This is a genomic window from Paenibacillus sinopodophylli, assembly GCF_005930355.1.
Taxonomy (GTDB): domain Bacteria; phylum Bacillota; class Bacilli; order Paenibacillales; family Paenibacillaceae; genus Pristimantibacillus; species Pristimantibacillus sinopodophylli.
This window is the reverse complement of sequence record NZ_VDBO01000003.1, coordinates 482,610-494,826: the sequence shown is the minus strand read 5'-3', so window position 1 is coordinate 494,826 and position 12,217 is coordinate 482,610. Positions and strand designations below refer to the sequence as shown.

General features: G+C 45.8%; 14 protein-coding genes. 10 read left to right on the top strand and 4 right to left on the bottom strand.

Features of this window, described 5'->3' with window-relative positions; genetic code table 11:
* Positions 1-18 precede the first annotated feature (18 nt).
* Positions 19-201, bottom strand: coding sequence for a YjzC family protein (locus tag FGT79_RS17070; protein ID WP_138754010.1), 183 nt, complete (start codon positions 199-201; stop codon positions 19-21).
* Between the two features lie 250 nt (positions 202-451).
* Between FGT79_RS17070 and rpsF the strand changes: the two genes are divergently transcribed.
* The 5 genes from rpsF (at position 452) to FGT79_RS17045 (ending at position 4,229) form a co-directional block, all read left to right on the top strand.
* On the top strand, positions 452-736 hold the full coding sequence (rpsF, locus tag FGT79_RS17065; RefSeq protein WP_053373427.1) for a 30S ribosomal protein S6: 285 nt from the start codon (positions 452-454) through the stop codon (positions 734-736).
* A 36-nt stretch (positions 737-772) separates the two neighbouring features.
* The gene (gene ssb / locus FGT79_RS17060; RefSeq protein WP_138754009.1) at positions 773-1,291 is read left to right on the top strand and encodes a single-stranded DNA-binding protein; all 519 of its coding nucleotides are present in this window, start codon (positions 773-775) and stop codon (positions 1,289-1,291) included.
* Positions 1,292-1,402: 111 nt separating this feature from the next.
* Positions 1,403-1,687, top strand: coding sequence for a 30S ribosomal protein S18 (rpsR, locus tag FGT79_RS17055; RefSeq protein WP_054025756.1), 285 nt, complete (start codon positions 1,403-1,405; stop codon positions 1,685-1,687).
* Positions 1,688-1,821: 134 nt separating this feature from the next.
* The gene (locus FGT79_RS17050) at positions 1,822-2,976 is read left to right on the top strand and encodes a cation:proton antiporter (protein WP_138754008.1); all 1,155 of its coding nucleotides are present in this window, start codon (positions 1,822-1,824) and stop codon (positions 2,974-2,976) included.
* Between the two features lie 95 nt (positions 2,977-3,071).
* The gene (locus tag FGT79_RS17045) at positions 3,072-4,229 is read left to right on the top strand and encodes an AI-2E family transporter (RefSeq protein WP_138754007.1); all 1,158 of its coding nucleotides are present in this window, start codon (positions 3,072-3,074) and stop codon (positions 4,227-4,229) included.
* Here FGT79_RS17045 and FGT79_RS17040 read toward each other — a convergent pair.
* The 3 genes from FGT79_RS17040 to FGT79_RS17030 all read right to left on the bottom strand — a co-directional run bounded on the left by FGT79_RS17040 (position 4,224) and on the right by FGT79_RS17030 (position 6,792).
* Positions 4,224-4,688 carry a CBO0543 family protein gene (locus FGT79_RS17040; RefSeq protein ID WP_138754006.1) on the bottom strand — a complete coding sequence of 155 codons (465 nt, stop codon included), beginning with the start codon at positions 4,686-4,688 and terminating at the stop codon, positions 4,224-4,226. The genes FGT79_RS17045 and FGT79_RS17040 overlap by 6 nt on opposite strands.
* A 111-nt stretch (positions 4,689-4,799) precedes the next feature.
* Positions 4,800-6,119, bottom strand: coding sequence for a hemolysin family protein (locus FGT79_RS17035; protein WP_138754005.1), 1,320 nt, complete (start codon positions 6,117-6,119; stop codon positions 4,800-4,802).
* A gap of 265 nt (positions 6,120-6,384) precedes the next feature.
* Complete coding sequence (locus FGT79_RS17030; RefSeq protein WP_246096465.1) at positions 6,385-6,792, bottom strand: DUF4870 domain-containing protein; 408 nt, start codon at positions 6,790-6,792, stop codon at positions 6,385-6,387.
* A 154-nt stretch (positions 6,793-6,946) separates the two neighbouring features.
* Here FGT79_RS17030 and FGT79_RS17025 point away from each other — a divergent pair, with 154 nt between their 5' ends.
* From FGT79_RS17025 to rplI, 5 genes are all read left to right on the top strand, one after another.
* On the top strand, positions 6,947-7,996 hold the full coding sequence (locus FGT79_RS17025) for an LCP family protein (protein WP_138754004.1): 1,050 nt from the start codon (positions 6,947-6,949) through the stop codon (positions 7,994-7,996).
* Positions 7,997-8,088: 92 nt separating this feature from the next.
* The gene (locus FGT79_RS17020; protein ID WP_138754003.1) at positions 8,089-8,517 is read left to right on the top strand and encodes a CBS domain-containing protein; all 429 of its coding nucleotides are present in this window, start codon (positions 8,089-8,091) and stop codon (positions 8,515-8,517) included.
* A 317-nt stretch (positions 8,518-8,834) separates the two neighbouring features.
* Complete coding sequence (locus FGT79_RS17015) at positions 8,835-9,740, top strand: DUF2232 domain-containing protein (protein ID WP_425465020.1); 906 nt, start codon at positions 8,835-8,837, stop codon at positions 9,738-9,740.
* Positions 9,741-9,758: 18 nt separating this feature from the next.
* Positions 9,759-11,720, top strand: a complete 1,962-nt coding sequence (locus FGT79_RS17010) for a DHH family phosphoesterase (protein WP_138754001.1) — start codon at positions 9,759-9,761, stop codon at positions 11,718-11,720.
* A complete protein-coding gene (gene rplI, locus FGT79_RS17005) occupies positions 11,717-12,160 on the top strand; it encodes a 50S ribosomal protein L9 (protein ID WP_138754000.1) in 444 nt (147 codons plus the stop codon). The genes FGT79_RS17010 and rplI overlap by 4 nt, the downstream gene beginning before the upstream one ends.
* Positions 12,161-12,217: the final 57 nt, after the last annotated feature.

The following is a 12,217-nucleotide window of genomic DNA, read 5'->3' as shown; positions in this document are numbered from 1 at the left end:
GTTAACAGCAACGTTTAATTAATGTCCCATACGCTTCCACTTGCGTTCATGATTGCTGGTGTCGGGGAAATGTTGTCCCTTGTTCAAGGTTACCTTCTTCGGATTCTGAATGCCCATGTGAAAGGCATTTACGCCTTCCTCGATATATGTTCCATCATTTGGTGCTTTGTCTCCCGGCGAGAACATCGTTCCTTCACCCATTATCATCAACCTCCAATAAGGTAATCAATAAACGGTAAGATCATTGCTTCTCATCTATCCGCCTGAAATAGTATTTGCAACTGGGCTCGATTACATAAGTAGAAGATATCGGGTGTAAACGTTTGGCCGGCTTCATCTGTCATTTACACTTGTCATAGGCGATTGGATTTGATATAATATAGAGATGCGAGCAGAAGCTCGTTCCTTGCTCCATTTATGGGGCCGCTAGTCCAAGAGGAGGTGAAACAATATGCGCAAATATGAAGTAATGTACATCGTTCGTCCTGACGTTGAGCAAGAAGCCTTGCAGGCAATCGTTGACAAATTCCATGGCATTATCTCCAACGGCGGAGAAGTCACAAAGCAAGATGTGAGCGGAAAACGTCGTCTTGCGTATGAAATCAACAAGCTTCGTGATGGTTATTTTGTCTTGGTACATTTCAACGCAACGACTGAAGTTGTGAATGAACTTGACCGCATCATGAAGATTACGGATGAAGTTATCCGTTCGTTGATCGTCAGAGACGTCGCTTAATCCACGCTGGATTGTTCGATTGGGAGGTCAGAAACGATGTTGAATCGTGTTATACTAATTGGTAGATTGACGAGAGACCCAGAGCTTCGCTATACGCCTGCAGGTGTTGCAGTTACACAGTTTACGTTAGCAGTAGATCGTCCGTTTACGAGCGGTGGTCAAGGCGAGCGTGAAGCGGATTTCATTCCGGTTGTAACATGGCGTCAACTGGCCGAGACTTGCGCCAACTACTTGCGTAAAGGCCGCTTAACAGCGGTTGAAGGACGCATTCAAGTGCGGAATTACGAGAACAACGAAGGCAAACGCGTCTACGTAACGGAAGTTATCGCTGATAACGTACGGTTCTTGGAATCCAACAAAGACGGCGGCTCGCGCGAAGAAGGCGGAAGCAGCTACAGCGGCGGTACAAGCAGCGGCGGCGGATCTTACGGCGGCAACGCTTCCCAAAGCGGCGGCAACCGGCCATCTGGCAATAACTCACGTAACGACAGCCGTGATCCTTTCCAGGATGACGGACGCCCGATTGATATATCAGAGGATGATTTGCCATTCTGATATCGGAGTAGCTTCTACTTCGGATATCGATGGAACGGTTATGCACACTTTATTGCAAGATGAAGCTGCTGCGTAATTGTAAAATTTTCAACGATAAGGAGGATACCTATCATGGCTTTCAAGCAAAGAGATAACGGCGGCGACGAGCGTCCAGAACGTAAGTTCAGCGGACGTAAAGGCGGACGCAACAAACGTCGTAAAGTATGTTTCTTCACTGTGAACAAAATCTCTAAAATTGACTATAAAGATGTAGATTTGCTGAAAAAGTTTATCAGCGAGCGCGGCAAAATCTTGCCACGTCGTGTGACTGGAACAAGCGCGAAATACCAACGCTTGCTTACAATCGCAATTAAACGTTCACGTCAAATCGCATTGCTTCCTTACACGACTGAATAGGTCGATAAGTGAATATGCACGACAAACGGAGGAGCCTGTCACCAAGGGCTCTTTTTGTTTATTCTAAGGGCCTCGTATGCATAGGGGCCTTTTTTTGTTGTATGCTAAACGATAAACATAAAGAAGGTGAGCCTGTGGCATTTATTTTAGATCTCGTGCTTATGATCGCAGCGACGAAGGCGGCCGGCCACTTGTCCGTTAAGCTGGGGCAGCCAGCGGTGCTCGGCAAGTTGATCGTAGGGATTATGCTGGGGCCAGCGCTGCTTGGCTGGATACAGCCGAATGATTTCATTACGCATTTTGCTGAAATTGGTGTGCTGCTGCTCATGTTTATTGCGGGATTAGAAACTGATCTGGATCAGCTTCGCCAGAACTGGAAATCAGCCGTTGCGGTGGCGCTCGGTGGTATTATATTACCCTTTATCGGTGGATATGCCGCTTCATCTGCGCTGGGATTATCAGATACCGAATCGTTGTTCTTAGCGCTGCTGTTATGTGCAACCTCCGTCAGCATATCTGTTCAAGCATTGAAAGAGATGAATCAATTGAACTCCAGGGAAGGGAGCACGATTCTTGGAGCAGCCGTCGTAGATGATGTTGTCGTCGTCATTCTACTTGCAGTGATGCTCAGCTTGCTGGGTACTACGGAAAGCGTGTCGATACCGGCGTTATTAGGCAAAAAAGTACTGTTCTTTGTCGTTGTAATCGCAGCGTCTATCTGGGTTGTTCCGCACTTCATGAAACTAGTTGCAAGGTTTAGAGTAACGGAGGCGCTGATGAGCGGGGCTTTAATCGCCTGTTTTGCATATGCCTATTTCGCAGAAAAAATGGGTGTTGCCGGTATCATTGGCGCATTCGCAGCCGGCATTGCGATCTCACAGACTACTTTCAAACATGAAGTGGAGAGGAAAGTGGAGCCAATTGCGTATACGCTGTTTGTTCCCATATTTTTCGTTAGCATCGGTTTGAATATTACGTTTGAGGGCGTAGGGAGACAGCTCTTGTTTATCGTGGTGTTATCTGTGGTCGCCATACTGACGAAGCTGGCTGGAGGAGGGCTTGGTGCAAGGCTCACGGGCTTCCATAATCGTTCGTCGCTTGCAATTGGCGCAGGCATGGTATCGAGAGGAGAGGTGGCGCTTATCATTGCAGCCTCCGGTCTACAATCCGGCATGCTGCCGCAGCTCTATTTCACTTCCATTGTGATGGTTATTATGATTACGACGTTGGCAACGCCACCGATGTTAAAGCTTATTTTTCCTCAAAAAAAACAGTCGTATTCTGAATGAGTATAATGCTTAGCCCTTTCATTCGCGTTTAGGTTTATAGAAATGCTACAATAAATCAAAATGATTGCCTAAATGGGAAGGAAAGGGACTTCACTATGGAAAATACAAAAACGGGGACAGAGCGGTTTAAACGGTTTATTCTCAATAATAAATTTGTGTTGTTTCTGCTCGTATTGTTGTTAGTTGGACTTAATATTATGGTGCTGACCAAAATATCTTATATTTTTACGCCAGTTACCGTGCTTCTCAAAACGCTGCTCCTGCCCGTCATATTGGCGGGTATTGCCTATTATTTGCTGAATCCGATCGTGGATTACTTGGAACGAAAAAAGGTTAAAAGGGTTTATTCGATTATTTTGCTGTTCCTACTCGGCGCAGGGCTTATTACGATATTACTGGTCGCTGTCATCCCGTTTATTAATGCACAAGCGGTAAGCTTCGTAAATAACTTCCCGAAATACGGGGACCAGCTGCGCAGCAATTTCGAGCAATTCATGGATAGTCCAGGGTTTCTGCAAATACAGGATTGGTTCAATCTGAATCCCTCGGAGTTGTCGAGCAATTTCACCGAGCAAGCCACCGCGCTGCTCAATGGAACCTTATCAAGTGTGGGCTCGTTTGTGGGAGCGCTCAAAGAAGTCATTCTAGCGGTTCTGACGCTGCCGTTCATCTTGTTCTACTTGCTTAAGGATGGCAAACATTTGCCACAAGCAATTGTACGTTTTCTGCCGAACAAGGCTCAGCCGCAGTCCAAACGTATTATGGCGGAGATGAATGGTCAGATCAGCAGCTACATCCGTGGACAAATTATTGTTAGCTTCTGCATAGGGATGCTTCTCTACATCGGGTATTTGGTTATCGGACTTGAATATTCGCTTGTGCTTGCGCTAGTTGCGGCTTGTACGAGTGTAATCCCCTATCTGGGGCCAGCGATTGCGATAACGCCGGCTTTGGTCGTAGCGTTAGTTACATCACCTGTTATGCTGCTCAAAATGATCGTTATCTGGACAATTGTTCAATTCATTGAAGGTAAATTTATTTCGCCGCAAATTATGGGTAAAAGCTTGCAGATTCATCCAATCACTATTATTTTCGTTATTCTGACGGCGGGCAATTTGTTTGGGCTTGCAGGCATCGTGCTCGCGGTTCCAGGCTATGCTGTGCTGAAGGTTATCGTCATTCATACGTATGGCTGGTTCACAAGCCGCTCCTCGCTTTACCAAGATGAGAAGAGCGAAGAGCAGACTCTATAGCATACGAAATCGCGCAAGCAGCTTGAAGTACAAATAGACGAGCCCAAAAGCAAGCAAATACGATAAGAATGTATGGCCGATATTCCATCCGTTCCCGTAGCTGACTTTACCGCAAAGTAATGCGATGTATTCGAGCAATGTCGTAAAGAGGATAAACAGTAACAAAATAGCTGCGGTCCAACTTTTGCGTAGTGTGATGGCCCAGATCATGTAGCTGCCTAGTACGGGGTAGAGACCTAGATCGAGCGGCATAGCTGAGACGGATTCATCATTTGGAATGAACGGTGTAAAGTCCCAGAAATTCATCTGGAAGCCGAGTGAGTTAATGACCATTGAGACGACGGCTCCAATGGGAAAGATCAACAGCAGCAGTTTCGTTTTTTTACGGATAAGGGGAATGGCTGCGAGCCAAGGAATAATCAAGCCGCAAATGATATTAATCATCATATCAATATGCATATCGATTTCCTTTCCTGTGCATTTTCTTATTAACTTGCCCTAGGAAAAGGTGTGTATACGCATATATAGAAAAACAAGGCAGATGTCCAGCGACATCTGCCTTGTTCATTATTATCCTACCTCAGGCTTTAGCAAAGAATGAAGCGGGGTAATCGTTAATTCTACTTTGTTAACTCGATGCTTGCTCACTTCCCGTACCGTGAAGGTTAAGTTATGGAAGTCGAATTGCTTGCCAGGCTTAGGCTCTTCCATTTCACTATATAACCAGCCGCCAACGGTATCGACTTCATCATGAGTCAGCTCCGTACCAATCAAATCGCCAAGCTCGGTTAGCGATACTTTTCCGTCAAGGAGGTAGGAGGTTTCGGATATCATCTCAATGTCTTTACGCTCGTCTGCATCGAATTCATCTCTAATGTCTCCTACAATTTCCTCTAGGATGTCTTCAATCGTAACTAGACCGGATGTGCCGCCGTATTCATCGACCACAATGGCGAAATGTACACGTTCTTGCTGCATCCGAGTCAGAAGCGTTTTGACTGGCAGCACCTCCGCGACAGACATAACCGGTTGGATCAAGGTTTGCAAATCTATTTCTTTATTTTCTTGATATTGTAGAAACAGCTGCTTGGTATTAATCATACCGACAATATTATCTTTACTGTCGCCAGCTACAGGGAAACGAGTATATTGCTCTTGGCGGATAATGTCCATATTTTGTTGAAGCGTGTTGTTCTTATACAAAACAGCCATATCGGTACGTGGTACCATAATTTCTTTGGCCAAAATTTCGTCAAAAGCAAAGATACGGTTAACATAGCCATATTCCGTATTGTTAATCTTACCGCTTTCTAGGCTATCGCTTAAAATAATTTGAATTTCTTCTTCGCTGTGAGCATTCTCATGCTCTTTGGCAGGCTTCAATCCAAACAAACGAACTAATGCATTAGCTGATCCGTTTAAGAGATAAATAAATGGGTACATCACCTTGTAGAACATAATAATTGGCTTAACAACCGCGAAGCTGACAAGCTCAGGTTTCTGTATCGCAATGCTTTTGGGAGCAAGCTCACCGATTACGACATGAATGAAGGTTACGCCGATAAAGGCAATCAAGAACGATAAGATGTGGCTAAAATCACTGTTAAGGTTCCATTGCTCAAAAACAGGGAGGAGCAATCGCTCAACAGTCGGCTCTCCAAGCCAACCAAGGCCGAGCGCTGTAATCGTAATACCAAGCTGGCAGGCCGATAGGTATCCATCTAAATTACTAACTACACGTTGAACAGCAAGTGCGTTTTTCTTACCCTCAACGACTAATTGATCGACTCGGCTGGTTCGAAGCTTAATAATGGCAAATTCAGTAGCAACGAAAAAAGCAGTGAGAACAATTAGTAAAGCAAATAAAAATAGATTAAGTCCTATACCCATAAGAAATATTCACGATCCTTCTTTATTCGAATTTTTGTTGTTCATTAATAGTACGAACTTTCTGGCAATTCTTCAAACCGCTAAATCGGCTAAAATGCGCAGTACAAGTCGAATTAAACGCATTTGGAGCGTTGGATAGATCAATATTGGACGTTTTCATTGAATTACGAGGTAATAATAATAGTTTAGTGAACAGTTCTTATGAACTTATAGAAAGAACAAAAAAATGAACAGCAGGAAGGCCGTCCATTTTTAAGGCAATACATTAAAATTTATTGGCTTGTTGCTCTGACCAATCACCGATGACAGGAAGCTTATTCAGCTTGCCTTGCAGCGTCAGCAGCATAAGTCCGATCCACAGAACCAAACCTACCGGAACAAGCAGTAAGCCAAGAATCCAACCGATTATCGGAATAAAGCCGAATAGCACATTAAGGACGATTAGTGCGACTGATACGACGATCGATTGCACAGCATGCAGCTTGACGAAGCGGCTGTTTTTCTCAAGCACTAGAAATATAATGCCGGTGACAAAGCCTCCGAGGTAGCAAAGCAGACCTGCTACTTTAGGGTCAAGGCCGGTCGAAGAGCTGTCCGGTTTTAAGGATGGGGGTTGATCCACAATATTCACCCTTTCTATATTTACATTTTCTTTCATGATTGTATTCGTCACTAATGGTAGATAGACCTCCTTGTTAAATAAATAAATATCCAGATTTGGCATTATTCCATTGTAAAAGTTTTGTAACCTGTTGCAGTCTTATATCGTCTAAACTGAGAATGGTATTTATAAAAAGAATAGATTAGATAGGAGAAGTCATCATATTATGAATAAACGTAAATGGATGTATGCAGCGTCAGCCGCGGTGGTTATTGTTGCTGTTACTGTATTTTTCAATCGCGGGGCATTGGCAATGCTGGGATTTGATTGGTTTCTTGAAGGTCATGTAGAGAAGCAACTGGAGCAAACCTATAAACCAATAGATGGACGCGAGCCTATACCGGTTAGTACAATAGATAAGGAACAAGATCCATTCGCATTGCTTCTGCTTGGCGTTGATCAGAGAGGCAAAGAGATCGGACGCTCCGATACGATGATCTATACCGTCGTTCGACCGAATGATGGAGATATGTTGATGGTGTCGATTCCGCGAGATACCTATGTAGAGATTGTGGGTAAGAACAAAGAGGATAAAATTACACATGCTTATGCGTTCGGCGGAGCAGGAATGGCTATGGATACTGTAGAAAAGTTTCTAGATGCGCCGATTAACTATTACGCCTCTATTAATTTCGAAGGCTTCCGCAATGTTATTGACACATTGGGCGGCATAGCGCTACCTATTGAAGAGGATATGGTCAATGATGACGCTGATCATGAGAAGTTTGTCATCAAAGCTGGTCAAGACAGCTATAATGGTCAAGATACACTTAACTATGTCAGGTATCGCGAGGATGCTGGCGGAGATATCAACCGTACAGAGCGGCATCAGATATTTCTAAACCTTCTTATGGATAAGGCGAAGCAAATGAATCAGTGGTCCAAGATTCCTGAACTAATGGATATTATGGGTGATAATTTCAGCACGGATATGCGTCCGCAGCAGCTGATCGATCTAGGTCAGAGCATGCTGCAGGCGAAAGATCGCAATATATACAGTCACTCGCTGCTCGGTAATGGCCATCGCCTGAAGAGCGGAGGGGCTTGGTATTATTTTGCGGATGATGAAGATTTGGCGAAGGTACAGACGATGATTAAGAGCTGGTTGAATGCAGATACGCCTGCATCCAGCTTGATATTGCCGGATAAGTACACAGTGAATAAGGTGAAAGAGACAGGCACACTCGAAACTAGCGAAAGCTCGGCGGAGCAGTAAAGGGGCTGCCTGCTCCGATCCGCCCTGCTGCCTTCAGCCAAGTAGAATAGGAATACAGGGAAACAGCAAACGGAACGGAGTTGCTTAAACACATGAATATTGCTTTCTTTTTATTGCCGAAACAAGAGGTGGTATGTCTGACTCAGGATGCGACACTTAGACAGACGCTTGAGCGGATGGAATATCACCGTTATACAGCGGTACCTATCATTAACGATGACGGCGGCTATGCAGGCACGGTGACAGAAGGCGATCTGCTATGGTACATCAAGGATCATGCAGATTTGAAACTGGAGCAGACCAACAAGGTGAAGCTAGCTGATGTGCCGCTTCGCATGAATAACAAGACCGTTCGTATTGATGCGAATATGGACGATCTGATCTCGCTTGCGAAGCTGCAAAACTTTGTGCCTGTAGTCGATGACATGAACCGCTTTATCGGTATTGTTCGCAGAAGTGAAATTATCGACTACTGTCAGAAAATGATTATGGAGCAGCATAATGTGCTGCAGGATCAATAGCGAATGGCAGTCGTACGGCAGAGCAGCAGGTACTAAGTTCAAACGGGACAGGGCAGTCTAATAAGAGCGAAGACGGGATGGAGTAACGATTCCGTCTTTTTGTTTAGCTATAGGAATGTATATCCTTAGGCCATATATTCTCTATATTTCTATGAATGAAACGCGTAAAGCAGCCATAGGACGGTGACAGCCGTTTCACCTCGTTACAGGAAACAATGGCGCGGGCTGGAATGTACGTGATATGTTTTGCTTTTATGCTATAATGAGTTGTAAAAGTTTCGTAAGAAACCAGATTATATAAGCAAGAGGTGAACGGTTTGAGAACCGGCTTGAAACCAGTGCTGTGGAGCTGTGCAGCACTCCTTTTATTATTAACCCTTCTAGTACCGCTCTTGAATGTCTTTGCGATGCTGCTGCTTATGGTGCCTTATGTCGTGCTTTATACGACCTTGTCGCCCAAAGCGTTCGCGCTGCATCTGCTTCCGGTATGGGTGCTTGCACTTATTATCGGCGGTCCTGCTACACTTATAATCGGATTGTTTTTTCTAATTCCGTCTATTGTGATGGGCCACTTGTATATCAAGCAAGCACCAGCGTCGAAGGTGGTTCGCACAGTTGGCGTTATCATTCTGGCACAATTAATGCTGCAACTGCTCGTATTTCAGATGTTCTTTAATTTATCGCTAATTAAAGAGCTAAGCTCCTTCATGCGTACAACTATTGAGGATCTCATTGCACAGAAATATCTGCCTGTAGAATGGAATTCGGATATTACTGAACTAGTGATCCATACGATGATTAATTCCATTCCCATTACTTTTATTATGATTGCCTTCACGATTACCGTCATCGCGCAGTTTATTGGTCGCAGAGCGGTGAAATGGAGCGGAGGTCCTGAGGTTCCAAGATTCACACGTGCAAGGGAATGGCGTTTGCCGCGTTTGCTAGTCGTGTTGTACTTAATTACTTATGTAATGGAGCTATTCGCATCCACAACGAACGATTCTTTTTTCTCGGTCGCTTTACTTAACCTGGTTCCTTTGCTTAGTTTTGTTTTTGCGTTTCAGGCTGTCGGATTTTTCTTCTTCCTTGCTCATCAGCGAGGATGGAACAAAGCGGTGCCGGTGCTTATTGCCATACCGGTGCTCCTATTCCCGCCGCTTAGCTTAATTGGCGTGCTGGATACCGCTTTCCCAATCCGCAAGTCTTTTACGAAACCATAGCACAGGAGCGGATAGGAAATGCCGAAGTTTTTGGTTACACGTTGGCATGGCATGCACCAGATATGGGCGTTTGTTCTCATGGTGCTCATGTCGGTGGCGCTTGCCTGGTTTCAGTGGCAGCTTGGTTTAGTCGGGCTGCTGCTTACTGGCGGAGTTTTGCTTTATACCGTAATGGCGGAGCGGGCATTCCGCAAGGATCTTAAATCCTATTTAGGTACGTTGTCTTACCGGGTGAAGAAAGCAGGCCATGATGTTGTCAGCGAGCTTCCCTTCGGAATTATTCTATATAACGAAGATCGCATCGTGGAATGGCATAACCCCTATATCACGGATATGACGGGCTTGGACTCGGTTATAGGTGTTCCGCTTGCCGAGATATTCCCGTCCTTGCAGCAAGTGAAAGAGCGAGAAGGCACGATTGAAGCGGCGGTGGGCTCGCAGGTTTACCAGTTGATCTTCAAACCTAAGGAACGTATTCTGTACGTCAAGAATATTACAGAGCTCTGGCAGCTCGGTCGCAAATATGATGACGAGAAGCTTGTGCTTGGCGTCGTTATGATCGATAACCTAGAGGAAGTAACGCAGGGACTTGATGATCATCAGCGCAGCTCTATGCTTGCAAAGGTGACAACGGAAATTACCGAATGGGCGCAGAAATATCAAATTTATTTGAAGCGACTCACATCGGACCGATTCCTGCTTGTTACTGATCAGCGGACACTAAAGCAGCTTGAGCAATCGCGCTTCGTTGTACTTGATGAGGTGCGAGAGATTACGGGTGATCACAAAATTCCGGTCACGCTCAGTATCGGCTTCGCAGCAGGTGCCGAGCATATTATCGAGCTTGGACAATGGGCACACACGAGCCTTGATATTGCACTTGGCCGCGGTGGTGATCAAGCGGCCGTTAAAGTCGGAAGCCGCCAATCTTTCTATGGCGGCAAGTCGAATGCGGTGGAGAAACGGACGCGCGTCCGTGCTCGGGTCGTTGCTCATGCGCTGCGCGATCTCATCCGCGAGAGCCATAATGTCGTTATTATGGGGCATAAGATGCCAGATATGGATGCAATCGGTGCGGCAATTGGCGTCATGAAGGCTGCACAGCTGTTTGGCAAGGAGGCATACATTGTATTAGAAGGTGTCAATCCGGCCATTCAGAAGATGATGGAATTAATTCGGGAGGACGAGAAGCTGTCCAAGCGATTCGTCTCACCAGAGCAAGCATCCGCGCTTATTACGCCGCAGACGCTTGCAGTCGTTGTCGATACCCACAAGGTATCGATGGTGAAGGAGCCTAAGCTGCTGACGCAGACAGACCGAATTGTTGTCATCGATCATCATCGCCGCAGTGAAGAATTTATCGCGAATGCGATTTTAATTTACATGGAGCCGTATGCGTCATCCACTTGCGAGCTTGTTACTGAGCTCCTTCAGTATATTCATGACCGAGTCGTACTCGATGTCAGGGAGTCAACGGCGCTTCTTGCCGGTATTACGGTAGACACGAAGAGTTTCTCGCTTCGAACGGGAGCAAGAACCTTTGAAGCCGCATCCTTCCTGCGCCGCAATGGTGCGGATTCGATGATGATTCAGCGGATGCTGAAGGAAGACCTGGAAGAATATGTTCGCAAGGCGGAAATTATTAAACATGCTGAGGTGCTATACGAGCATGTAGCGATTGCCGTAACGGAATCTGGCCGCAAATATTCGCAGCTGCTCATCGCTCAGTCGGCCGATACGCTATTGAATATGACCGACATTCTGGCATCTTTCGTCATTGGCGAGCGGGCAGATGGCCTCATCGGCATAAGTGCCCGCTCGCTTGGACATATGAATGTGCAGGTTGTCATGGAGAGAATGGGCGGAGGCGGCCATTTGACGAATGCGGCCGCTCAGCTTGAAGGCTCAGTAGTAGAAGTGGCTGAGCGTTTGAAACAAGTATTAGACGAAATTGAAACGGAAGAGGGGTTATTTGAATGAAAGTGATCTTTTTGCAGGATGTTAAAGGACAAGGAAAGAAAGGGCAAGTAAAGGAGCTTTCCGAAGGGTATGTACGTAATTTTCTATTGCCGCAAGGGCTGGCTAAGCTGGCATCAGACGGCAACCTGAAGACGCTTGAGGTTCAGAATGCTTCTGAGCAGAAGCGTAAGGAAAAGGAAAAGGAAGACGCGCAGGCGCTTGGCAAGAAGATGGAGGAAATGACGGTTGTCATTAAAACCAAAGCAGGCGAGGGCGGAAGATTGTTCGGTGCCATTACGAGTAAACAAATCGGCGAGGCGCTGGCGGCACAGGGCATAAAAATCGACAAACGCAAAATCGAGCTAGAAGATCCGATCCGAACGCTCGGTGTTACACAGGTAGTGGTTAAGCTCCACCCTGAGGTGAAAGCGAAGCTTAGCGTACAGGCAAGCGAAGAATAGAAGGCGACATGGGCTTGTGAAGCAGCTTTGCTACGCAGGCCCTCGCTTATGTATACG